The organism is Deltaproteobacteria bacterium (assembly GCA_016875225.1).
Classification (GTDB): domain Bacteria; phylum Myxococcota_A; class UBA9160; order SZUA-336; family SZUA-336; genus VGRW01.
The window spans coordinates 1-23,759 of sequence record VGRW01000039.1; the positions used below are offsets into that span (position 1 = coordinate 1).

General features: G+C 71.7%; 20 protein-coding genes and 1 tRNA gene. 7 read left to right on the forward strand and 14 right to left on the reverse strand.

The genetic code is table 11. From position 1 onward, the window contains the following. Window positions 1-299: 299 nt before the first annotated feature. From FJ108_10800 to priA, 13 genes are all read right to left on the reverse strand, one after another. Window positions 300-1,820, reverse strand: a complete 1,521-nt coding sequence (locus tag FJ108_10800; GenBank protein MBM4336385.1) for an AAA family ATPase — start codon at window positions 1,818-1,820, stop codon at window positions 300-302. 11 nt (window positions 1,821-1,831) lie between these two features. Beyond that, on the reverse strand, window positions 1,832-2,530 hold the full coding sequence (locus FJ108_10805; protein ID MBM4336386.1) for an adenylate/guanylate cyclase domain-containing protein: 699 nt from the start codon (window positions 2,528-2,530) through the stop codon (window positions 1,832-1,834). Between the two features lie 63 nt (window positions 2,531-2,593). Further along, window positions 2,594-4,012 carry a hypothetical protein gene (locus tag FJ108_10810; protein ID MBM4336387.1) on the reverse strand — a complete coding sequence of 473 codons (1,419 nt, stop codon included), beginning with the start codon at window positions 4,010-4,012 and terminating at the stop codon, window positions 2,594-2,596. Window positions 4,013-4,026: 14 nt separating this feature from the next. After that, a complete protein-coding gene (gene argG / locus FJ108_10815; GenBank protein MBM4336388.1) occupies window positions 4,027-5,382 on the reverse strand; it encodes an argininosuccinate synthase in 1,356 nt (451 codons plus the stop codon). 55 nt (window positions 5,383-5,437) lie between these two features. Further along, window positions 5,438-7,264 (reverse strand): tetratricopeptide repeat protein, encoded by a 1,827-nt coding sequence (locus FJ108_10820; protein MBM4336389.1) that lies wholly within the window; start codon window positions 7,262-7,264, stop codon window positions 5,438-5,440. Between the two features lie 16 nt (window positions 7,265-7,280). After that, window positions 7,281-8,681: a PAS domain S-box protein gene (locus FJ108_10825; protein ID MBM4336390.1), complete on the reverse strand. Its 1,401-nt coding sequence runs from the start codon at window positions 8,679-8,681 to the stop codon at window positions 7,281-7,283. Between the two features lie 38 nt (window positions 8,682-8,719). Next, complete coding sequence (locus tag FJ108_10830) at window positions 8,720-9,511, reverse strand: serine protein kinase RIO (protein ID MBM4336391.1); 792 nt, start codon at window positions 9,509-9,511, stop codon at window positions 8,720-8,722. A gap of 295 nt (window positions 9,512-9,806) precedes the next feature. Then, window positions 9,807-9,879, reverse strand: a tRNA-Met gene (locus tag FJ108_10835). Window positions 9,880-9,886: 7 nt separating this feature from the next. Further along, complete coding sequence (locus FJ108_10840; GenBank protein ID MBM4336392.1) at window positions 9,887-10,552, reverse strand: ribulose-phosphate 3-epimerase; 666 nt, start codon at window positions 10,550-10,552, stop codon at window positions 9,887-9,889. Further along, window positions 10,549-12,396, reverse strand: coding sequence for a 16S rRNA (cytosine(967)-C(5))-methyltransferase RsmB (rsmB, locus tag FJ108_10845; GenBank protein ID MBM4336393.1), 1,848 nt, complete (start codon window positions 12,394-12,396; stop codon window positions 10,549-10,551). The genes FJ108_10840 and rsmB overlap by 4 nt, the downstream gene beginning before the upstream one ends. Then, a complete protein-coding gene (locus FJ108_10850) occupies window positions 11,895-12,878 on the reverse strand; it encodes a methionyl-tRNA formyltransferase (GenBank protein MBM4336394.1) in 984 nt (327 codons plus the stop codon). Before FJ108_10850 ends, rsmB begins: the two co-directional genes overlap by 502 nt. Then, window positions 12,838-13,389 carry a peptide deformylase gene (gene def / locus FJ108_10855; GenBank protein MBM4336395.1) on the reverse strand — a complete coding sequence of 184 codons (552 nt, stop codon included), beginning with the start codon at window positions 13,387-13,389 and terminating at the stop codon, window positions 12,838-12,840. The genes FJ108_10850 and def overlap by 41 nt, the downstream gene beginning before the upstream one ends. A gap of 10 nt (window positions 13,390-13,399) precedes the next feature. Continuing rightward, entirely contained in the window at window positions 13,400-15,973 is a 2,574-nt protein-coding gene (gene priA, locus FJ108_10860) for a primosomal protein N' (protein MBM4336396.1), read from the reverse strand. On the opposite strand from priA, the gene rbsK reads away from it, so the two are divergent. From rbsK to FJ108_10880, 4 genes are read left to right on the forward strand one after another with little or no spacing between them, the layout of a single operon-like run. Next, window positions 15,933-16,853 (forward strand): ribokinase, encoded by a 921-nt coding sequence (gene rbsK / locus FJ108_10865; protein ID MBM4336397.1) that lies wholly within the window; start codon window positions 15,933-15,935, stop codon window positions 16,851-16,853. The two genes, priA and rbsK, sit on opposite strands and share 41 nt — an antisense overlap. A gap of 37 nt (window positions 16,854-16,890) precedes the next feature. Beyond that, window positions 16,891-17,163, forward strand: coding sequence for a DUF2282 domain-containing protein (locus FJ108_10870; GenBank protein ID MBM4336398.1), 273 nt, complete (start codon window positions 16,891-16,893; stop codon window positions 17,161-17,163). Next, entirely contained in the window at window positions 17,135-18,004 is an 870-nt protein-coding gene (locus FJ108_10875) for a DUF692 domain-containing protein (protein ID MBM4336399.1), read from the forward strand. The genes FJ108_10870 and FJ108_10875 overlap by 29 nt, the downstream gene beginning before the upstream one ends. 5 nt (window positions 18,005-18,009) lie before the next feature. Continuing rightward, entirely contained in the window at window positions 18,010-18,726 is a 717-nt protein-coding gene (locus FJ108_10880) for a DUF2063 domain-containing protein (protein ID MBM4336400.1), read from the forward strand. Between the two features lie 127 nt (window positions 18,727-18,853). Here the strand turns inward: FJ108_10880 and FJ108_10885 are convergent, their stop codons facing one another. Then, on the reverse strand, window positions 18,854-19,411 hold the full coding sequence (locus tag FJ108_10885; GenBank protein MBM4336401.1) for a pyridoxamine 5'-phosphate oxidase: 558 nt from the start codon (window positions 19,409-19,411) through the stop codon (window positions 18,854-18,856). A 56-nt stretch (window positions 19,412-19,467) separates the two neighbouring features. Between FJ108_10885 and FJ108_10890 the strand changes: the two genes are divergently transcribed. The 3 genes from FJ108_10890 to FJ108_10900 all read left to right on the forward strand — a co-directional run bounded on the left by FJ108_10890 (window position 19,468) and on the right by FJ108_10900 (window position 23,755). Next, on the forward strand, window positions 19,468-20,124 hold the full coding sequence (locus tag FJ108_10890; protein MBM4336402.1) for a TetR/AcrR family transcriptional regulator: 657 nt from the start codon (window positions 19,468-19,470) through the stop codon (window positions 20,122-20,124). 79 nt (window positions 20,125-20,203) lie between these two features. Further along, window positions 20,204-21,310 carry a phosphotriesterase gene (locus FJ108_10895; protein ID MBM4336403.1) on the forward strand — a complete coding sequence of 369 codons (1,107 nt, stop codon included), beginning with the start codon at window positions 20,204-20,206 and terminating at the stop codon, window positions 21,308-21,310. A 3-nt stretch (window positions 21,311-21,313) separates the two neighbouring features. Next, window positions 21,314-23,755 carry a hypothetical protein gene (locus FJ108_10900; GenBank protein ID MBM4336404.1) on the forward strand — a complete coding sequence of 814 codons (2,442 nt, stop codon included), beginning with the start codon at window positions 21,314-21,316 and terminating at the stop codon, window positions 23,753-23,755. Window positions 23,756-23,759 lie beyond the last annotated feature (4 nt).

Sequence of the window (23,759 nt, forward strand, 5' to 3'; positions counted from 1 at the left end):
CCACCTCCCCCTTCGAAAGGGGAGACGAGTCTCGCGTCAGCACCCGCTGCCCGAACTCGCGTTGGCTACACCGTAGCGCAACATCTATTTTGGGACCGCTTCTAGTCAGCTTTTCGTCCTCTTCCGGGGTCAGCCCGAGCCCCTTCACGAGCCCCTCGATCTCGGCCGTCGTGTCGGCCGACAGCGCGCAGGCACCCGCGAGCGCGAACGGAATCAATCCGGCGGCGCGCAGCAGGGCGCGGCGAGACGGCGATCGGAGCCTTTCGGACATATTGCCTCCTTGACAGTCAGTCGTTCACTCACTCCCGCCCGATCTCGAACGCGCGGATCAGGTTGTAGACGTGGGAGCGGGCCAGGCCGAGGCGGCGCGCGGCTTCGGCGATGTTCCAGTCGTGGTCGCGCAGGGTGCGCTCGACGAGCTCGCGCTGGAACCAGCGGGTGGCGTCGCGGAAGCTGAACTCGCCGGGGGCCTCGGTCGGGCGGGCGGCGGTCGGGAACAGGTGGCGGGGCTCGATCGTGTCGACGCCCTCGCCGGCGGCGCGAATCGCGGCGGCCTGGACTGCGTTCTCGAGCTCGCGGACGTTTCCCGGCCACTCGCCGGCCTGGATCGCGCGCAGGGCGGCGCTGCCGAGGCGAAGCGAGGGCAGGCCGTTGCGGCGGCAGGCCGAGTCGAGCAGGTGCGTGGACAGGTCGGGCAGGTCCTCGCGGCGCTCGGCGAGCTCGGGCATGCGGATCGGCAGCACCTGCAGGCGGTAGAACAGGTCCTCGCGGAAGCGGCGCGCCTTCACGGCCTCGCGCAGGTCCTCGTTGGTGGCGGCGATCAGGCGGATGTCGGCCAGCACCGGCTGCGGGCTGCCGAGCGGGTAGTACTGCTTGGACTGGAGCAGCTGCAGCAGCTTGGCCTGTGCGGCGAACGGAATCTCGCCGACCTCGTCGAGGAACAGCGTGCCGCCCTCGGCCGCGGCGACCTTTCCGGCCTGATTGCGGCGCGCCTCGGAGTGACTGCCGGCGGGCGCGCCGAAGAGCTCGCTCTCGAGAAGTGTCTCGGGCAGCGCCGCGCAGTTCAGCTCGACGAACGGACCGGCCGCGCGGCGGCTGTTCGCGTGGATCGAGCGCGCGAGCAGGCTCTTGCCGCTGCCCGACGGGCCGGTGAGAAGCACGCTCACGTCGAGCGGCGCGGCGAGCATGGCCTGCTCGAGCGCCTGCGCGATCGCGTGGCCGCGTCCGACGATCTCGTCCACGCGGTAGCGCGAGCGCAGCGCGCGGGTGGCGTCGCCCGCGCGTTCGCTTCGCGCGCGCTCGAGCAGCCGCTCGACGAACGGCGCCAGGTGGCGCGCCATCGCCTCGGCGTGTTCGCGCGCCTCGTCCGTGAACACGCCCGGCGCCGCGCGGCCCTGCAGGTACACCACGCCGCGCGAGACGTCGCCGCCGATCGGCGCGCAGATCACGGCCTCGATCTTGCGCGTGCGCACGCTCTCGCGATTGCGGAAGCGGTCGTCGAGGAGCGCGGAGTGGGTGAGGATCGTGCGGCCGCTCGCGAGCGCCTCGGCGATGATGCCGCGCGAGACCGAGGCGCGGATCTCGTCGACCTCGGCCGGCGAGCACGCGTGGCCCATCCACCAGGTCGCGGCGTTGTCGTCGCTGGCCGCGTCGCGCACCTCGAGATAGCCCTGCGAAGCGCCGGTGACGTCGACCACCAGCGCCAGCGCGTGCTCGAGCAGCGGCTCGAGCCGCTCCTGCCCGCCGAGCTCGAGAAGGGCGCGGTACAGGTCCCGTTCGCGCTTCATTCGCCCGAGCTCGTCGGGCGCGGGGTCACTCATCGGGATCGCCCTCATGCCTGGCCACGCGGGCCGAGCATACACGACGGGGCGTCGCTCTCGGATCCTGTTTCACGTACGCTGCCGAATGCCAGACACATCGCTTCGTGCGCGGGGGACCAGGCCGAAGGTTTCTCGAAAGACTCGCGCTTCGAACGCCAGGGGAGCGAGAACACGAGGCACGCTTCCGGAATCCCCTTGAGCGTCACCCAGTGCCCGGCGTCCACGGAGAGCCCGTGCTCCGAGAGCTTCTGCACGATGGCCGACGAGACGAGGATCTCGCCCGGCGCGGCCTCCTCCGCCACGCGCGCGGCGAGGATCACGTTGCTGCCGAAGTAGCCGGTCGCGACGCGAAGCGCGGAACCGGTGTGGATGCCGATCCGGGCACTCACGCGCCGATCCTGGGGCATGCCGAGCAGGCTGCGCTGGATCCCGACCCCGCAGTCCACCGCGTGCCGTGAGTCCTCGAACGCGAGCAGCACGCCGTCGCCGCGAAGCTCGAGCTCGTGGCCGCCCTCGGGAGTCGCGGCGCGGAGCACCAGGTCGTGGAACTCCTGGATCACGCCGTAGGCGCCGCGGTCGCCGAGCCGACGCGTGAGCTCGGTCGAGCGCACCACGTCGCAGAACAACAGCGTCACATCCACCTCCTCCGGAGCCGACACCGCGGGGACCGGCCGGAGGTTGCTTCGCCGGGATGGCTGGCGGGTCTTCATTGCGACCCGAGAGAGCAAGGCACGTGCCGACGCTACGCGCCGCCGTTCGGGCGTCCGCCCGAGTCAGGCGTCTCTGGAGCTGGACGGCTCGAAGCGCGGCGCGGCCAGCGCAGTGGACATCGCTGGCGGGGGACCTCGGCCGATCGAGCTCGATACGCCCGTGAGCACGCCCGCGAAGAAGACCGGCAGCGAGTTCCACCAGCCGTTCAGGAGCAGATCGACCGAGCGCATCCCGACCATCACCATCAGCGCCGCGAGCAGCGCCATCAGCACGGGATCGCGAAGCCGCCGCATGCGCCGCCAGGCCAGGAAGACCGGCCAGCCGAAGATCGCGTAGTGCAGCTGCACCCCGATGATGCCGTGGGTTCCGATCCGGTTGACCCACCAGCCGTCGATTCCGACCTCGCCCACGCCGAAGGTCTCGGCGCCGGGCGTGCGCACGTAGTTGCCCCAGCCGAACCAGTACTTCTCTCCCAGCCCCTCGAGCACGAAGTCCTCTTCGTCGAAGCGACCCGAGAGCGAGCGCGCGCGCTCGCGGTCCAGTCCTTGCGCGAACTCGACCAGCTTCCGGTTCGGGAACAGGTCCGCCGTCCGCAGCGCGGGATACGTGCACGAGAGCGTCACGAGCCCGAGCCCGATCGCCGCGATCGTCCGCGCCTTCAGCAGCGCGAAGCAGAGCGTCAACACGTGCCCGTACACGTTTCCCGCGACGCTGCGGGTCATGAGCAGTCCGAACGCGACGGCGAGCCGCGCGCGCGTGGCGCGGATCGGAAGCCACTCGACGCGGATCTTGATCAGCGCAGCGACCGCGATCAGACACGCCGCCATGAAGGTCGCGACGGAGAGTCCGTTGTCGAGAAAGACCACGGGCTGGATCACGCCCCAGCGCCAGAGCGGCTGCTGGCGGATCCCGTACACGCGCTCGCCCAGCTGGAACACCTTGAACGGAATGCTTCCCGCGACCTCGATCACGATCAGCACGGTGTAGACCAGCCCGACCATGCCCAGGGTCCTCATCAGCACGAGCGCGTCCTGCCGGGTCCGGAACAGCGCCCGGCCCACGAAGTACGGCAGGGCGATGCCGAGCGCGTCGTCGCCGGTCTTCGCGACCACGTCCCAGATGCCGAGCCCCGCCTCGAGCTTGCCCTCGTCCCACATCGGATCCGGATTCATGAACGCCGTGATGATGTTCTCGACCAGCATCAGCACGACCAGCGCCTCGAGGCCGCGGCCCGGCCGCGCCGAAGCGATGCTCTTCGCCCGGTAGATCATCCCGCCGGCAAGAGCGCAGAGATAGGTGAGGTACTCCTTGCCGATCGGCGGCAGCGTCGGCAGATCGAACGCGGCCTGCTCGGGAAGGAAGCCGATGCCGCACAGGAACACGATCGACGCTGCGGTCGCGCGCGGCTTGCGCTGGAACATCGCCATCGCGAACGGGACGAACAGGAGCAGCGCGAGGAGGGCTCGTACCGTTCCCGCCACGGTGGATGCCGGCTCTACTCTTCGCCCGGCTCGCGCTCGCTCTCGACGGCCGGCAACAGCGGCAGCTCCCCGCTCGACGGCTGGGAGAGCAGCCCGGCCTTGGTGTAGATCCCCAGCTTGTCGCGCGTGTCGCTGATGTCGAGATTGCGCATCGTGAGCTGGCCGATGCGATCCTGCGGCGAGAACACGGAGCTGCCCTTCTCCATGGTCAGCCGCTCCGGGTGATAGGTCAGGTTGGGGCTCACGGTGTCGAGAAGCGACCAGTCGTTTCCGCGCCGCAGCTCGACGGTGACCTCGCCGGTGATCGCGCGCGCGATCCAGCGCTGCGCGGACTCGCGAAGCATCATCGCCTGCGGGTCGAACCAACGGCCCTGGTAGAGCAGGCGCCCGAGCCTGCGGCCGTTCTCGCGGTACTGCTCGATCGTGTCCTCGTTGTGGATGCCGGTGACGAGCCGCTCGTAGCCGATGAAGAGCAGCGCCATTCCCGGCGCCTCGTAGATGCCGCGGCTCTTGGCCTCGATGATGCGGTTCTCGATCTGGTCGCTCATGCCCAGCCCGTGGCGCCCGCCGATCGCGTTCGCGTCGAGCAAGAGCTTGACCGGATCGGTGTAGGTCATGCCGTTCAGCGCGACCGGCTGGCCCTCTTCGAAGCGGATCGTGACCGTCTCGGCGCGCACGACCACGTCCTCGCGGAACGCGGCGACGCCCATGATCGGCTGCACGATCTTGATCCCGGCGTTCAGGCGCTCCAGGTCCTTGGCCTCGTGGGTCGCGCCGAGCAGGTTGGAGTCGGTCGAGTACGCCTTCTCGACGCTCATCCGGTACGCGAAGCCGGCGCGCTCCATGTACTCGCTCATCTCCTTGCGGCCACCGAGCTCGTCGATGAACGTCTGGTCGAGCCAGGGCTTGTAGATGCGCAGGTTCGGATTGGCGAGCAGCCCGTAGCGGTAGAAGCGCTCGATGTCGTTGCCCTTGTACGTGCTGCCGTCGCCCCAGATGTTTACGTCGTCGTCCTTCATCGCGGCGACGAGCAGGGTGCCGGTCACCGCGCGGCCGAGCGGCGTGGTGTTGAAGTACGGGACGCCCGCGGTGGTGATGTGGAACGCGCCGCACTGCAGCGCCGCCAGGCCCTCGTGGACCAGCGCGCGCCGGCAGTCGACCAGCCGCGCGCGCTCGGCGCCGTACTGGAGCGCCTTGCGCGGGATCTCGTCGTAGTCCGGCTCGTCCGGCTGGCCGAGGTTCGCGGTGTACGCGTACGGGATCGCGCCCTTCTGGCGCATCCAGTGCAGCGCCGCGCTCGTGTCGAGGCCGCCCGAGAAGGCGATCCCGACGCGCTCACCGACCGGAAGGCTCTGCAGGATGTTCGCCACGTGGCTCCTCGACTGGGTCGGCGGGAATCGTATCCGGTCTTTCCGCCCGCTGCCGCTAGCGGGCCGAGCCCGAGCGCAGCTCGTCGAAGTGGCCCTCGATCCGCTCCGCGAGCTCCGTGTCGCCCTGCTCGCGCGCGAGGGCGAGCGCCCGGCGGGCGTCGGCGAGCGCCGCGCTCCGGTCGCCGAGGGCCATGTGGGCGTCGGCGAGGCCGACGAAGGCCATCGTGTAGTCCGGCCGGATCCGAGCGGCTTCACCAAACGGTGTAAGAGCCTCGCGCGGCCGTCCCGCGCGCAGCAGCCCGACCCCCAGATTGTACTGCGCGTTCGGGGCGTCGGGCTCGATCTCGACCGAGCGCTGGAACGCCTGCAGCGAGAGCGTGGCCTCGCCGAGGTCGCGGTACGCGTGGCCGAGAGCCTCGTAGGCGACCGCGAAGTCCGGCCGGATCCGCACCGCCTCGCGAAGCGGGCCGAGCGCCTCCGCGGATCGCCCGTACCAGAGCAGCAGGTTGCCCAGGTTGTACTGCGAATTCTGCCGGCGCGGATCGATCTCGAGCGCGCGCCGGTACAGGTCGAGCGCCTCGGCGTGCCGGTTCTGCTCCTCCGCGAGCACTCCGAGCACCTCCAGCGCGAGCGGATCGAGCGGATCGACGGCGTGCGCGCGCTGCCAGAGCGCGTTGCTGTTGCGCCAGTACTGCACCTGCGCGCGCGTCTGCACGCCGAAGGCCGCGAGCACCGCGAGCGCGCCGAGCGCGAGCGCGTGACTGCGAAAGCGGAACCGGGGAACCAGCTCCGGAACGCCCCAGGCGGCGATCGCGAACAGGCCGATCGACGGCAGATAGGTGTAGCGGTCCGCCATGGCCTGCTCGCCGACCTGGATCACCCCGATCACGGGAACCAGCATGCCGACGTACCAGAGCCATCCGACCGCGAGCCAGGGGCGCGTCGGCAGCGCGCGCAGCGACAGGAGCGTGATTCCCGCGAGCAGCAGACCCGCGCCCAGAAGCGCGGTCGCGGGCCAGGTTCCCGGGTGTGTGTAGCTGATCGAGAGCCCGGTCGGCAGGATCGTCGCGCCCAGGTAGCGGGCCAGCGAGACCAGCGCGTTGCCCAGCCGCTGCCCGAGCGTGAAGTGCGAAGCGAGCGCGATGGCCGTGCCCTGCGCGAGCACCGTCATGGCGCTGGCCGCGGCGGCGAGCGCGAAGAGCGGCAGCTTCTCCAGCACGAGCGCGAAGGCCCGGCGCCGATCGATCGGGCGCGCCACGCGGAGTCGGCCGAGCGGCCAGACGTCGACGAGCAGAAGCAGCGCCGGCAGCGTCACGAGCATGGGCTTCGCCGCCAGTCCCGCCGCGGTCGCGGCGAAGACCCAGAGGTAGCGCAGGCGCGACGGGCGCTCGGCGTAGTGCGCGTACAGATTCAGCACGCCCGCGAAGCAGAGCCCGCTGAGCACGTCCTTGCGCTCCGCGATCCACGCCACCGACTCGACGTGCAGCGGGTGCAGCGCGAAGAGCCCCGCGGCGAACGCGCTTCGCCCGAGCGCGCCGGTCATGCGCAGGAAGGCGCGGAAGAGCAGCAGCGTCGCGAGCACGTGCAGCGCGAGGCTCGTGCGGTGGTGCCCGACCGCGTCGAGGCCGAAGAGCTCGACGTCGAGCATGTGCGAGACCCAGGTGAGCGGGTGCCAGTTGTGCGCGGCCATCGCGGAGAGCGCCCAGCGCAGCGACTCGAGCGAGAGCCCCGACTTCACGCGCGAGTTCGCGGTCACGTAGACGTTGTCGTCCCAGTTCACGAACTCGAAGCCGGCGAAGCTGCCGTAGGCGGCGACGGTCGCGAGCGCGAGGGCCGCGGCGGTTCCCGCGACCCGAAGCGCTCGTTCCGCCGGCGGGCTCAATGCCGGTGCCTCGCGTCTATCCGCGCGGCAGCGTGAAGTAGAACGTCGCGCCCTGGCCGGGATCCGACTCGACCCAGATCCGTCCGCCGTGCCGTTCGAGGATGCGGCGGCAGATTGCGAGCCCCACGCCCGTGCCGGGAAGCTCGCCGCCGTGCAGGCGCTCGAAGACGCGGAAGATGGTCTCGTGGTGCTGGGCCGGAATGCCGATTCCGTTGTCGCGCACGTAGACGAGCACGTCGCGCTCGCGCGGCTCCGCGCCGATGCAGATGATCGGGCGCGAGCCGCTGCGGAAGCGCAGCGCGTTCGCCACCAGGTTCTGGAACACGCGCGCGATCTGGATCGGGTCGGCGTTCACGCGCGCGAGCCCGTCGATCTTGACCTCGGCGTCGCACTCGCCGATCGCGGGCCGCAGGTTCTCGAGCGCCCACTCGACCGCCTGCGCGAGCTCCGTCGGCTCGACGGCCAGATGGACCGCGCTCGATGCCGCATAGTCGACCAGGTCGCGAAGCAGGTCGCGCATGTGCGAGACCTGCCGCAGCGCCAGGCCCAGGTCCGAAGACTCGCCCGCCAGCGCGAGCTTCAAGAGCTGCTCGATGCTGCGCAGCGGCTCCTGAAGATCGTGCGCGCCCGCGAGAGCGACCTCTTCGAGCTCGCCACTCACGGTCTCGAGCTTCGCCGCGTCGGCCCGGGCCAGCTCGCGCGCCTCGACCAGATCGTCGATCTCGAATACCGAGCCCACGAAGCCCGAGAGCTCCTCCTTGGCGTCGAAGCCGGGAAGCGCCGAGATTCGCACCCAGCGGTGCACCCCCGACGCCGTGCAGACGCGCAGGTCGACCTCGAACGCGTCGGGCTCCTCGAGCGCGGCCGCGAACGTCGCCGCCCAGACGCCGCGGTCCTCCGGGTGGATGCGCTCGGTCCAACCGAGGCCACGAGCCGCATTCTCGGAGAGACCCAGGTACGCGAGAAAGCGCCGGGTGAAGTGAGTGAAGCTCCCGCGTGAGTCGGTCTTGAAGAGCATGGCCGGCGCGCGCGAGGCGTCGGCCGGCGCCGCGGGCAAGAGCTCGAGCAGCTCGACGAGCGCGGCCGACAGCACGGCGCTCGACGCGCTCTCGCTCGCGAGCATCGTGCAGAAGCGCAGCGTTCGCGCGCGCTCCACGGCCTCGGCGTCGCCGTGTTGCACGAGCAGAAGCGCCGGCACGGTCGAGCCGCGCGCGCGTCGCTCGCGCAGCACGTCGAGCGCGCCGTGGCCGCCGCTGGCCAGATCGATCACGATCGCCGCTGGCTCCGCCTTCGCGAGCTCGCCGCGGAGCTCCGCGAGCGACCCCGCGCGCACGAGCTCCGCCGGGACCCCCGAGATGCGGACGTCCCCCGGATACGACACGACGCGCAGCGGCGCGCGCCCGACTCCCTCACCCACGCCGCCAGCTTAGGACACGATCCGGAATTCGCGTAGCCCTACCCCCCGAGCTCGCCGCGCAAATAGCGGCGCCATGCGCCCTCCGCGAAGCCGTCCGCCGAGAGTCCGTAGCGCGCGAAGTAGCGCTCCAGATTGCGCACGTCGCGGAGCAGATGCGGAAGGCCGTCGCGACTCGCGTGCAGGTCGACCGACTGCGGCACGTCGATGATCACGGGCCGCTCCTGCCACCAGAGCACGTTGTACGCCGACAGGTCGCCGTGCACCCGGTGCAGGTCGAGCATGCGCTCGACGTCCTGGAGCAGCCGCGCCAGCGCCGCGCGCGCCTGCTCGATCGTGAGCTCGACGTGGCGCAGCTGCGGCGCCGGGCCCTCGCGATCGCCGACGTACTCCATCAGGATCGCGTCGTCCGAGGCCGCCAGCGCGCTCGGCACGCTGACGCCCGCGTCGTGCAGGGCGCAGAGCGTCTCCCATTCCCAGTCGATCCAGGCGTGGTGCGCCATGCGCCGGCCCTTCTCGGTGGGGGCCTTCATCGCGCGCCCCTTGCGAGCGTCGAGCACGACGCGCGCGCTCGCGTAGTCCCGCGCGTGCGCGAACGCGCGGAACTTCTGCGCCCGGTACACCTTCGCCGCCAGAAGCTCGACGCCCGTCGAGGCGTCGGCGGCGCAGCAGTACACCGTCGCCTCCTTGCCGTCTCCGATCACGCCGAGCACGTCCGTGATCAGGCCCTGCCCGCCGAACTCGCGCAGAACCGCGGCCTTCTCCTGGTCCGCGAGCATTCCGCGCGTGAACGCCGCGCCGGACAACCTCGAGCCGATCCGCTCCTTCGACACTCCGATCTCCAAGGCGAGGACGAAAAAAAACGAGCCGCAGGCCCACGCCTGCGACTCGCCGGATTCCTCGCCAGAAGATCGGTCTGCGAACCTACCCGATCCGTCGGCTCCGCCGGAGGCATGAGCACCCGTCGCAAACGAATCGCGCAGTCATCTCGAGCCTCCTTCCGCCCCGGGGATCGGGGCAGCGCCATCCTAGCCCACCGGCGAGGCGAGGGCCGCCCCGAGCCGAGCCCCGCAAGCGCCGCGAAGCCGCGCGCGCAGTGAGCCGAAGGCGAACGTAGTCAATGGGAAGTGGGCCCTCCGGGGTTCGAACCCGGGACCAACCGGTTATGAGCCGGCCGCTCTCACCACTGAGCTAAGGGCCCGAGAGGATCAGTACGGCGCGAGCTTCGCGCGTATGGAATCGACGGTGCTCTTGTAGTCGGCGGTCTTGAAGAACGCCGCTCCCATCACGAACACGCGCGCGCCGTGCAGCGCCACGCTCTCGATCGTGTCCGGGCCGATTCCGCCGTCGACGACCAGGTCGATCTCGCGGCGGTCGCGGTCGATCCACTTCCGGATCTCGCGGATCTTCGGAAGGGTGGACGCGATGAACTTCTGGCCGCCGAAGCCCGGGTTCACGGTCATGACCAGGACCTGATCCACCATTCCCATCACCGGCTCGATCGCGGCTGCCGGCGTGGCGGGGTTCAGCACCACGCACGGCCGTACGCCGAGCTTTCGGATCCGCTCCAGCGTGCGGTGCAGGTGCGTGCAGGCCTCGACGTGGACGCCGAGCGCCGTCGCGCCCGCGGCCACGAACGCCTCGAGCAGGTGGTCGGGCTCGCGCACCATCAGGTGCACGTCGACCGGGAGCTTGGTCACCTTCGCGACCGCCGCGACGACGTCGGGGCCGATGGTCAGGTTGGGCACGAAGTGGCCGTCCATCACGTCCAGGTGCATCCAGTCCGCGCCGGCGCGCTCGGCGGCTCGCACCTCTTCGGCCAGCCGCCCGAAGTCGGCCGAGAGGATCGACGGCGCGATCTTGTACGGGGTCATGCGCGCACCAGGCGAACCGCGAAGAAGCCGTCGCAGCCGTGGCGCTGCGGCCAGGTGGAAAGCTCGTTCTCGGCGGTCACCAGCACGTGCGCGGGCTCGGGCAGGAACGGCCTCGGATCGTCGATCCGGAACTCCTTGGCCGACTCGAGGAAACGCGACACCACTCCACGGGTCTCCTCGGGGGTGAAGGTGCAGACACTATAGACGAGCGAGCCGCCTTCCTCGACGTAGCGCCCCGCGGACGAGAGGATCTCGAGCGCGCGCTCGGCGCAGCGCGGGATCTCCTCGGGGCGCACACGCCAGCGCGCGTCGGGATTGCGCCGCAGCGTGCCGAGCCCGGAGCAGGGCGCGTCGACGAGGATGCGCCGGTAGAACGACGGGCCCTTCAGGTCGAAGCCCTTCGCCACGTCGCGCTCGAGCGGGCGGACGTTGTGCAGGCCCAGCCGCTGCGCGCTCTTGTAGATCAGCGCCATGCGCGTGCGGTTCTGCTCCAGCGCGATCACCTCTCCGCGTGGCCCGACGATCTCGGCGAGCTGGACCGCCTTGGTGCCGGGCGCGGCGCAGCAGTCGACCACCGTGTCGTTCGGCTCGGCGCCGAGCAGGAGCGGCACCAGCTGCGAGGCCTCGTCCTGGATCACGTACTCGCCGCGGTCGAAGGCCGGCCCTCGCGAGGGGTCCTTCGCGGCGTTCGTCACGCCCTTCGGCGCGTACGGCGTCGGCACGCCGCCGAGCTCGCGCGCGACCCGCTCGCGCACTCCGTTCGCCGTCACGCGGACGGTGCGCGGCGGCGCCTTCGCGCAGGCCTCGGCGAAGGCGACGGCGTCTTCCGGGCCGAGCTCGGCGACGAGCCGCTCGGCGAGCCAACGAGGCATCGATCCCCACTGCTCGACGTGGCCGATCGGGTCCGCGACCGGATCGGGCCAGACCAGGCGCTGCTCGTCGCGAACACGGATCAGGCCGCGCAGCACCGCGTTGGTGAAACCGGTGGCGCGCTCGAAGCCTACTTTTCGCGCGAGCAACACGGTCTCGTGTACGACCGCGGCGTCCGGGATCGAGTCCAGGCAGAGCAGCTGGTACGCGCCGAGCCGGAGCAGATTTCGCACCTCGGACTCGACCCGGCGCAGCGGGCGGTCGAGCGCCTGGCCGAGCGCCGCATCCACGCGGCCGCGCAGCCGCAGCGTTCCGTAGCTGAGCTCGGTGGCGAGCGCGCGGTCGCGGATCTCGAGCTTCGCCTCGGGAAGCGCCGCGTGCAGCACGATCTCGGCGAAGGCGCGGTCGCGGTCGACGCGCTCGAGCACGAACCAGGCGATGCCGCGGGCGGTGGGGACGAACGGGGTCTCGGTCACGGCGTGCGCGCCTCCTCGGCATCGGGAACCCGGAATCCGCGAAGCAGCTCGTCGGCGCGCATCGGCCGCTTGCCGGCGAGCTGGATCTGCTCGAGCTCGAGATACGCGTCGCCCGCGGCGAGCAGCAGGCGGCCCGCCTCGACGCGAAGCGCGCCGGGCCGCGCGTGGCCGAAGTGGTCGGGGCCGAGCTTCGCGCGCACGATGCGCATGCGCTTGGCGGCGCGGACCAGCTCGATGTCGACCCCCGGCCGCGGCGTGGCCGCGCGGATGCGCCGCAGCAGACGCTCGGCGGGCTGCGTGAAGTCGAGCTGAGCGAAGCCGCGGTCGAGCTTCGGCGCGAGCGTGACGCGCACGGAGCCCTGCGGCGCGAAGACCGCGCGGCCATTCGCGAGCTGGTCCACAGCGTCGAGCAGCGCCTGCGCGGCGAGCTCGGCCAACCGAGCTGAGACCTCGCCGGCGGTCTCGTCCGCGCCGATCGCGGTCTCGCGCACCAGGCACACGTCGCCCGCGTCCATCTCCTTCACCACGCGCATCACCGAGATGCCCGTGCGCGGGTCGCCCGCGTCGATCGCCCACTCGATCGGCGCGGCGCCGCGCCAGCGCGGCAGCAAGCTCGCGTGCGCGTTGATCAAGCCCAGCCGCGGCAACTCGCGCACGCTCTTCGGGATGAACTGTCCGAATGCCACCACGACTCCCAGCTCCGGCTCGCGCGCGCGCATCCACGCGAGCGCGCTCTCGTCTCCGACCTTCTCCGGCTGCAACACATCTACACCGATCTCTGTCGCCGCGATCTTCACCGGCGTTCCGTCCAGGGTCCGGCCGCGCCCGCGCGGACGATCGGGCTGCGACACCACGCCGACCAGGGTGTGCGAGCTCGAGGCGAGCGCCCGAAGAGCCGGCACCGCGAAGTCCGGCGTTCCGAAGTACAGCAGGCGCAAGTCAGCCGTCGGCGTGGCCCGCCGGCTCGCGCTCCTCCTGATCGCGGCGGAGCTGCTTCTTGCGCCGCCGTACGTACAGCTCGCGCTTGAGCTTGCTGATGTGGTCGATGAAGAGGACCCCGTCCAGGTGGTCGATCTCGTGCTGGAAGCAGAACGATTCGAGCTCGGTCGCGTCGAACTCGACTTCCTCCCAGTCCAGAGTGCGCGCGCGCACCACCACGCGCGCGTGGCGCTCGACGTCCGACTTGAAGTCCGGTACCGACAGGCAGCCCTCCTGCTCCGACACCGCTCGGCCCTCGGCCACGCGGATCTCGGGGTTCAGCAGGATGCGCGGGTTGCGCTCGCCGTCCTCGCTCCAGTCCAGGTCCATCACGATCAGGCGCTTGGCGACACCGACCTGCGTCGCCGCCAGGCCGATGCCCGGCTCGTCGTACATGGTCTCGGCCATGTCGTCGGCGAGCGCGCGGAGCGCGTCGTCGATCTCGTGGCGCTCGACCGCCGCGGCCTTCTGGCGCAGCCGGGCGTCGGGGAACTGCAGGACCTGTCGGATCATCGGCCGTATTTCATAGCATTTGCAGGGGGTTGGCATCCAGCCGCAGGGTCACGCCGGCGAAGGCGGGGCCGTGCGCCTGCCGCATCAGCTCGCGCGCGACCACGCGCACGCCCTCGCGCGGGCCGAGCAGGAGCAGCTGCCAGCGGAACTCGTCGCGGATCCGAGTGAGCGGGGCGGGCGCCGGACCGAGCACGCGCACGCTCTCGCCGCCGGTGTCGTCCGAGAGGCAGGTCTTGGCGAGCCCCGCGAGCGCGAGCGCCGCACCCTCGACTGCCGCCGCGCGCTTTCCCGAGAGCGCGACGTGCACGATCTCGGCGAACGGCGGCCAGCCGTGCGGGCGCCGCCGCGCGACCTCTTCGCGGTAGAAGCGCGGGTAGTCGTGCGTGCGCGCCAGCGCGATCGCGTAGTGCTGCGGAAGGAAGGTCTGCAGCACCACGCGCCCCGGCTCCAGCCCGCGGCCGGCGCGGCCCGCCACCTGCGTTAGCAGCTGGAAGGTGCGCTCGCCGGCCCGGAAGTCGGGGAAGTGCAGGCCCAGGTCCGCCGCGACGACACCGACCAGCGTCACGTTCGGGATGTCGTGCCCCTTCGCGACCATCTGCGTGCCGACCAGGATGTCGATCTCGTTTCTGTGGAAGGCGGCCAGGATTCCGCGCTGCGCGCCCTTGAGCCGCGACGTGTCGCGGTCCAGGCGCGCGACGCGCGCGCTCGGGAACGACGTCTTCACCTCTTCCTCGAGCCGCTCGGTGCCGTACGCCACCATTCCGCCCTCGGGGCTGTCGCAGGACGGGCAGCGCGATTTCGGGTCCTCGCGGTAGCCGCAGTAGTGGCAGCGGAGCTCGCCCTCGAGCGGGTCGTCGATGCGCCGCACGCCTTCGGTCGCGTGGTAGACGAGGGAGATGTCGCAGTGCGTGCAGCGCAACGCGAAGCCGCAAGAGAAGCAGTACACGTGCGCCGCGAAGCCGCGCCGATTGAGGAACAGGATCGCCTGCTGGCCGGCGGCGAGCGTCTCGGCCAGCGCCTCGCGAAGCGGCCGCGAGAGCATGCCGCGCTTGGGTCCGCGCGCGCCGGGATTTCCCATGTCCACGATCTGCACCGTCGGCAGCGGCCGGCTCGCCACGCGCTCGGGAAGCGTGAGCCGCGCGTACTCGCCGTGCGCGGAGCGCCAGGCCGTGCCGACGTCGGGCGTCGCGGAGCCGAGCAGCACCGGGCAGCCCTCGCGCTCGGCGCGCGCGAGCGCGACGTCGCGCGCGTGGTAGCGGAAGCCCTCGTCGCTCTTGTACGCGCCGTCGTGCTCCTCGTCGATCACGATCAGACCCAGATCGGTGTAGGGCGCGAAGACCGCCGAGCGCGCGCCGATCGCGATCGGCACGCGGTTCTCGCGGATCAGCCGCCACTGGTCGAAGCGCTCGCCGGCCGAGAGGCCGCTGTGCAGAACCGCGACGCGGTCGCCGAAGCGCGCGCGGAAGCGGTCGACGACCTGGTGCGTGAGCGAGATCTCGGGCACCAGCACGATCACCGAGCGGCCCTTGCGCAGCGCGACGTCGGCCGCGCGCTGGTAGACCTCCGTCTTGCCGCTTCCGGTGATGCCGTAGAGCAGGAAGGTCGAGTCACCTCGCGCCTCGATCGCGCTTGCGATCTCGGCGAGCGCGGTGGTCTGGTGTGGCGTGAGCTCGGGCGCCGCCTCGGTCGGCACGAGCGGATCGTCGGCCGAGCCGCGCACGCGCTCGCGCTCCTCGCAGATCACGTAGCCCGCCTCGACCAGCGCGCGTAGCGCCGGCGTCGAGCGAGCGGGCGCGGGCGCGGGGCCTAGCGCCGAGAGGAGCGCGAGCTGCTTCGGGGCGCGCGCGAGCGCCTGCTCGGCCGAAGCGCGGTCCAGGTCCGGCGCCACGCGGTACACGCGCTCGAGCTTTCGGCGCACCTTGGGCGGATCGGTGCCGGGCGCGCGCGAGACGAAGCCGAGCCGCTCCAGCCGGTCGAGCGCCGCGATCGCGGCGGGAAAGCGCGTGCGGATCTCGGCCTCCGAGCGCGCGCGCCGGCCGAGCGCCCAGAGCACCTGGCCCAGCGTCCCGCGCACCTCTCCTCGCTCGAGCGCGCGAAGACCGGCGGGAAGCAGCGTCACCTTCGTGCCCGGGCGCGACGCCGTGCCGGGCGGGATCGCGGCGGCGAGCGCGATTCCCGGCGGGCAGAGCGCGTCGCGTGCCACGCGGAGCACGGCCTCGAGAAGCGGCTGCGGGAGCACCGGCTCCGCGTCGAGCACCTGGATCACCGCGCGAAGCGTTCCGCGCGCGCGCGGCGCGGTGCCGGATTTCAGCGCGACCACCACGCCCACCACGCGCCGGCCGCCGTGGGGCACGAGCACGCGCGCGCCGGGCTCGGCGGTCTGGCCGTCGAGGAGCGCGTAGTCGAAGGTCTCGTCCAGCGGGACGGGAACGGCGACCTCGACCACGGTCGTGATGCCCATCCCCTGTTTGTACCGCCGCCGCGGCGCGACTCCAAGCGCCGGTCCCTTGCCCGGCTCCCCGGCGCGCCCTACCTGAAGGGCGATGCGCGACATCACCGTCGTCGGCAGCCTGAACATCGACATCTCCGTGCGCGTGCCCCGCTTCGTGCGGCCGGGCGAGACGCTGCGCGCCACCGGCCTGCTGCTCGGCGCAGGCGGCAAAGGCGTGAACCAGGCGATCGCCGCCGCGCGCCTGGGCGGTCGCGTGCACCTGGTCGGCTGCGTGGGCGACGACGAGTTCGCCGCGATTCCGCTTCGCGCGCTGGCCGAAGCGGGCGTGGACGCGACGCACGTCGCGACGCTCGCCGGCCAGCGCACCGGCACCGCGCTGATCACCGTCGACGAGGCGACCGGCCAGAACCAGATCGCCGTCGACGCGGGTGCGAACCGAAGCGTGCGCCCGGAGCACGTGCGCGACGCGGTGCCGGCGTTCCGCGCGTCCGCCGTGCTGCTGGTGCAGCTCGAGCTCCCGCCCGAGACGGTCGAGACCGCGCTCTGGCTCGCGCGCGCGAACCACGTGCGAACCGTGCTCGACCCCGCGCCCGCGCGCGATCTCGCCGACGGCACGCTCGCGCTGGTCGACGTGCTCACGCCCAACGAGAGCGAGGCCGAGGCGCTCACGGGAATCGCGATCGGCAGCGTCGAATCCGCCGCGCAGGCCGGCGCGCGGCTGCAGGCGCGAACCGGCGGCGACGTGGTGGTGAAGCTCGGCGAGCAGGGCTGCGTCTGGGTTCACGCGACCGGCTTCGAGCACGTCGCCGCGCCGCGTGTCCGCGCGCTCGACACCACCGGCGCGGGCGACGCGTTCAACGGCGGGCTCGCGCTCGCGCTCGCGCGGGGCGAGCCGCTCTCTGCCGCGCTTCGCGAGGCCGTGCGCGCGGGCGCCGCCGCGACGCTGCGCCGCGGCGCGGCTGCCGCCATGCCCACCCCCGCCGACCTCTTGGCGCTGCCGGAAGCGCGCTAGACTCGGGCACCGCTCTCGAAGAACGGAGGTCACCGCCATGGACAAGTCCCGCTCGCTCGCCGCCACCGCCCTCACCACGCTGATCGGCCTCTCCGTCGGCCAGATCGCCGAAGCCGCCAGCGCCCAGGCGTCGTCGGGAAACGAGAAGTGCTACGGCGTGGTGAAGAAGGGCCAGAACGACTGCGGCACCGCGAATCACGGCTGCAGCAAGCAGGCGAGCCAGGACGCCGACCCGAACGAGTGGGTCTACCTGCCCAAGGGCAGCTGCGAGAAGATCGTCGGTGGCAGCCTCGCGCCCAAGGACAAGTAGCGCCGCCTCGTCGCTCCCGCGCGCCTGCGGGCTCGGCCTGCGCGCGCCGCACTACGACGCGATCCTGGCCGGCGCGCCCGACGTCCCGTTCTTCGAGGTGCTGGCCGAGAACCACACCACCCTCGGCGACCCCGCGCGCGAGATCCTGACGCGCGTCCGCGAGCGCTGGCCGGTGACGCTTCACTGTGTCGGCATGTCGCTCGGCTCGACCGACCCGCTCGATTTCGAGCACCTGGGCCGGCTGCGCGAGCTCGAGCACCGGCTCGAGCCCGCGCTCGTCTCCGACCACCTGTCTTGGTCGTCGCTGGACGGCCGCTTCCTGCACGACCTTCTGCCGCTGCCCTACCTGGAGGAGTCGATCGCGCACGTCTCCGCGCGCATCGCGCGCGTGCAGGATTTCCTCGGCCGCCGGATCGCGATCGAGAACGTGTCTAGCTACGCGACCTTCGCCGAGTCCGAGCTGGCCGAGTGGGAGTTCCTGTCCGCCGTCGCCGAGCGCGCCGACTGCTCGATCCTGCTCGACGTGAACAACGTGCACGTCTCGGCGGTGAATCACGGCTTCTCGGCCGAGACCTACCTGGACGCGCTCCCGCGCGAGCGCGTGGCGCAGCTGCACATCGCCGGGTTCTCGCGCGGCCGCGAGCTGCTGCTCGATTCGCACGGCGCCGCGATCGACCCGGCCGTCTGGCGCCTGCTCGAGCTCGCGCTCGAGCGGTTCGGCGCACTCCCGTTCGTACTCGAGCGCGACCGCAACATCCCGCCGCTCTCCGAGCTGCTCGACGAGGCGAAGAAGGCGAGCGCGCTGATCGCGCGGCGAGTGACTCGCGATGATCTGGAGTGACTTCCATGCTGCGTGAGCTGCAGCGCCGCTTCGTGCGCGACATGCTCGCGGGCGAGTCATGGGTGCACCCGTACCGAGAGAACCTGCTCTGCGGCCACGCCGAGGCGCTCGAATCGCTGTACCCCGTGTGCCGCCGCCTGGTCGGCGACGAGTTCTTCCGCGCCGCCGCCCGCCGCTTCGCTCTCGGTCATCCCGCTTCCTCGCCCGATCTGAACGACTACGGCGCCGAGCTGGCCGACTTCTTCGCCGGCTTCGAGCCCGCGCGCGCCCTGCCCTACCTGCCCGACGTCGCGCGCTTGGAGCGGGCGCTGCACCGCGCGCTGCTCGCGCCGGTTCCGCCGAGGGTCGACCTCGCGGCGCTCGCGCAGGTGCCCGAGGCGCGCCGCGGCCAGGTGCGCTTCGCGCTCGCGCCCGGCGTCGCGCTGCTCGAGTCCCGCTACCCCGCCGACCGGATCTGGCTCACCAACCAGCCCGGCTACACCGGCGAGGATCGCGTCGACCTGTCCGAGGGCGGCGTGCGGCTGGCCGTCTGGTTCACGCCGGACGGCGAGCCCGCGCTCGAGCGGCTCGTCCCGGCCGAGCTCCAGCTGCTCGCCGGCTTCGAGCGCGGACTCACGCTCGACGACGCGTGCGCGTCCTGGCCAGGCACGAGTCAGGAGCTGGCCGGATTCCTCGCCCGAGCGGTGCAGCGCGGGTGGATCGGGTCGGCGCGGGTCGGGTGAGCCGCGATTGGATCGCGGCGAACCAGCGCGGCGTGCGGTCCGCGCCGCGGAATGGTTCGGTCTCACCTCCGCGGAGCGAGCCTCCGCGGAGACCGCGGGGATTCAGACCGCGTCCGAACGCCGGCGCCTACGGCCGGTCGGTTGCGTTCCACGCCATCGCTCCCGTGATCCAGTGGGTGATCTCCTCCTGCTGGTCGTTCCTGTGCAGGTGGCGGGGCGGCTGCGCGAAGGTCTCGTAGGGGCGACACCGCAGGACGACGCGGCCCTCCTTCTCCGCCATCGCCTGCACCACCGGCCGAGCCTCCGCGGGCAGCGGTTTCCCCGACATGCGGCCGCCGACAGCCATCATGACGTCGACCACCAGCGCGGGATCGGTCTCCAGCCGCGCGTCGCAGTAGACCTGCAGGTACGCGAAGGGCCAGCGCTCGTCGAGAATGCAGAGGCTGATCTTTCCCGAGCGCGCCACTGCCTTCGCCTTGGCCCGGCCTCCCATCGTGGAGACGAGGAGCTCGTCGCCGTCGGTCGGCACGTAGTAGACCACCGACATCGCCGGCCCGTCGGAGCGCCGCTCGTAACCGAAGATGCAGGTGCGGTGCGTGCGGACGAACTCGCGGCGCTCGGATGGGAGCATGTCGCGGTCGGTCGGAGCGGTGAACGGGGCGGGCGAGAGCGGGAGGATGCGCATCGAGTTCTCCTCTACAAGAGTCTTGTTATCGATCGATAATAGACTATGCTCGCCCGATGGGTCAAGCGCAGAAGCGCCGTCGTCGGCTGCGCCGATCGCGCGGGGACATCCGCGAGCGCTTGCTCGACGCCGCCCTCGTGGAGTTCGGAGCGAAGGGGTTCGACGGCGCCTCGACGCGCGCCATCGCCGAGCGCATCGACGCCCACCAGCCTCAGATCCACTACCACTTCGAATCGAAGGAGGCGCTCTGGAGAGCGGCGGTGGATCACCTCTTCGCGGAGCTCGGTCGCGCCATGGAGGGGCTCGACTTCGGAGCGGATCCGGCCCGGACCACCGCGATCGATACGCTCGCGGACGGGTTCGCCGAGCTGATCCGGCGCTTCGTGCGTTTCGCGGCTGCAAGGCCCGAGCTGAACCAGATCATGCTGCACGAGGCAACCGCCAGGAGCGCGAGGCTTCGCTGGATGACCGACCGGCACGTTCGGCCGCTCTACGACGCCGTACGCGTGCTCTGGCGCCGCCTGCGCGAGGCGGGGATCGCCGCGCCCATCGACGATGCGATGTTTCATTACGTGTTGGTGGGCGCCGCGTCACTCCCCTACGTGAACGCTCCGGAGGTGCGCCTGCTGACGAAAGCGGAGCCGACTGACCCCTCCTGGGTGGAGAGGCATGCGGACGGGCTCGTCGCGACCTTCCTGCCGAATCGAAGCTGATCTCCGGGGAGAGCTACCGACTCCGCGTCTCGGCGGAGCCGCAGCGCTTGCGCGCGCCCCCGTGCGACAATCGCTGCCGATGAGCCAGCTCGACCCGAAGGTGATGACCGTGCGTGGACCCGTGGCGCCGGAAGCGCTCGGCCTCACGTCGCTGCACGAGCACATCCTGTGCGATCTGTCCGCGTGCTACCGCGATCGGTTCCGGAAGATCCTGCCGGCCGAGATGGAGATGCCGGACGGGCCGTTCGAGATCGGGGAGCGCTCGACGCTGCGGCACGCGATGCTGCTGTCGAGCAGCAACCTTCGGCTGGACGACGAGAAGGTGATGACGGCCGAGGTCGCGGACTTCGCGGCGGCGGGCGGGGGCGCGATCGTCGAGACCGGCTCGCCGGGGATCCGCACCGGCCAGGACGTGCGCGCGTTCGCGCGCATCTCGCAGGCGACCGGCGTGCACATCGTGGCGTGCACGGGGCTGTACGCGGAGGACAGCTGGCCGGAGCGCTTCCGGGGTTTGTCGGAAGCGCAGTACGCGGACTACCTGCGCGGCGAGATCGCGAGCGGGATCGACGGCTCGGGAATCCTGCCGGGCCAGATCAAGGTCGCGTACGAGGGACGAAGCGCCGACGCGGACGCGTACCTGCGCGCGGCGGCGCGCGTCTCGCGCGAGTCGGGGCTCTCGCTGCAGGTGCACGTGGGCTTGCTTCAGTCGAACCCCGAGCTGCGCGAGTCGTTCCTGCCGCTCCTGTACGGGAGCGAGTGCGTGCCGGAGCGGACGGTGATCTGCCACGTCGAGAACTGGCTGGGGTCGCTGCCCCTGCAACAGATCGTGCTCGAGCCACGGCTTGCGGCGCAGGACTTGACGTTACACCGCGAGGTGTTGGACCGCGGCTTCCACGTCTGCTTCACCTGCATCGGCGCGGAGTGGGACCTGGAGGAGCTCGGCTTCGCGCACCGGCCCGACTGGTTCTACCTGGCGGGACTGGTGGCGCTGATCCGCGAGGGCTACGCGGACCAGCTCACGATCGGACACGACGTGTTCACCAAGCTCTGCACGCGCCGCGGCGGCGGCGAGGGCTACACGCGGATCCCCCGCTTCGTGCTGCCCCTGCTCGGACGCTGCGGGGTGTCCGACGCGGATGTCCGCAAGCTCACGGTCGAGAATCCGGCGCGGCTTCTGGCGCAGTGAGTCGTGCGAAGCCTCGGTCACAGGCTCGCCCTCGCCGCGCTGCTCCTGGCCATGCTCGGGCCGGAGACCGCGCTCGCGGCGGTCGACAAGTGCGGCGCGGATCGGGCCAAGGCTCTCGGCAAGCACGCGGCCGCGGGGCTCGATTGCCACTCACGCGCGGCTGGATCCGGCGCAGCCGTAGACACCGCGTGCCTGGCGAAGGCGCAGACGCGACTCGCCGACGCGTTCGCGAAGCTCGAAGCCAAAGGCTGCACGCCAGGCGACGCTTTTGACGGAGCGGAGAGCGCTGCCGAGTTCTGGAAGGCCGCCGCCGCACGGCTCCGCACGGGGGCGGGCGCGGCCGATTCCTGCGCCGCGGCCAAGCTGCGCGGCGCGGGGCGGCACGCGCGCGACGCGTTCGAGTGTCACGCGAAGGCGCTGAGTAGAGACTTGCCGCGCGACGCCGCGTGCTTCGCGCGCGCGCGCCAGCGCTTCCACGCCGAGCTCGCCCGCGCCGAGCGGCGAGGCGGCTGCCTCACGCTCGACGACGGCGCGCCGCTCGAGCGCGAAGCCGACGCGCACGTGGCTCGCGCGCTCGACCTCGCGCTCTGCGCCGACCTGGTCGAGGACGACGTGCCCGGCGCCTGGAGCGCGAGCGCCGTCGGCGGCTACCCGACCGAGCTCTCCGCGCTCGCGCCCGACGACGCGCTGGTGGGAAGCGCTGCGCTGCGCGCCGAGACGACCGCGCTCTTCGGCTGGACGCTGCGCCACGCCGCGCCCGGGCCGCTCGACGTCTCGGAGGGAATCGCGAGCGAGCTGCGCTTCGCGGTTCGCGCCGAGAACACCAACACACCGACCTGGCAGGGAAGCTGGCCGGCGCTCACCCTCGAAGACGCGTTCGGGCGGCGGCGGCGCTACGAGCCGACCGCCCCGCGGCTTCCCGACGACGGCTTCCTCTGGCGCCCGATCTCGGTGCCGCTGGACGGAGGCGCGGGCTGGACTACGAGCGGCGACGAGAGCTTCGACCGCACGGCCGTGGCCGCGGTCGAGCTCGAGGCCGACACCTGGGGCGCAGGATTCCGGATCGAGCTCGATGGGCTCGCCGCGGTCGGGCCGACCTGCCGCGCGCCGTGTGACTGCGGCGCGCACGGGAGCTGCGGCGAGTCACTCGCCTGCGAGTGCGACCTGGGCTACTCGGGCGCGCGCTGCGACGAGTGCGCGTACGGCTGGGGCGAGGGTCCGGGCGACACCTGCGCGCTCGAGAGCGACGGCGGAGCCACGGTCTGGCCCAACGCCTACGCGCCCGCGAACTCGAGCCCGTGGCTCGCCGCGCACCACGACGACGTCGTGCGCCTCGAGCCGACGGTGCTGGTGCTGAACTTCGTGAACCCGAGCTCGCCGGGCGCGGTGCGGACGCTGGTCGACGGCGTGATCGCGGGGCTCGCGGAGGGATCGCGCGAGCGCGGCGACGAGATCCCGGGCGCGACCCCGCAGCTCGAGTACCGCATCTTCGGCGACGCGGTGATCGATCTTCGCGACGGCGTCGAAGGGCGCGATCCCGCGCCGCCCGGCTGGCCGTACCAGAACTCGACGCTCTACCCGCGCCGGCCGGACGGCGAGCCCGGCGCCTGGCGCTTCGACTACGCGGAGCTCTTCGACCAGGACTTCGCCGAGCACTACGGAGTGATCGATCCGAACGACCCGGGCCGCTACCTCGAGCTCTGCGAGCTGGCCGAGCGCGGGCTGGTGCACGACGTCTGGGTGGTCGGCTCGGGCGATGTCCCGGACGCGGGCGCGGCCGAGGTCCTCGAATCCAAGCCTCTTTACGATTCGGCGGGAAACCGCGTGGGCGAGGGCTTCGACCGCTGCGCGGGAAACGGCTGCTTCGATCTGGACGTGCCGGTCTGCGGCGTGAGCCTGCGCGTCGGATTCGTGAACTACAGCCGAGGCCCCGGCTGCTACATCCACTCACAGGCGCACGGGATCGAGTCGACTGCCGCGCGCGCGGTCACGCCGGGACTCACGGCGTGGTTCGACCGCTTCGCGGGATTCGATCTGGACACGCGCTGGGGTCTGCCGCTGCCGAGCCTGTACGGGGTGTCCTGTCCGTCGCCGCCGTGCATCGAGCACCCGACGCCGTCGTCGCTCGCGCTTCAGACGTACGACGGCGCGCACGAGCGCGATCCGTTCGACGCGGTCTGCGGCAACGTGCACTTCCCGCCGAACGCCGAGTCGGGCTACGACTACGCGAACCCCGACGCCGTGCTCTCGAGCTGCCGCGGCTTCGGGACGACGGGCGAGCGCGCGCCCGTCTCGGCGCAGGACTGGAGCGCGTACTCGGACTACGGCGACTGCGGCGGCGAGTTCCTGGTCTGGTGGATGCAGCGAATGCCCGGCGCCTCGGGCACGCGCGCTTTCGGCGACGGCCGTCCCATGCGCTCGGTCTGGCCGTACCTGTTCTACTGACCCG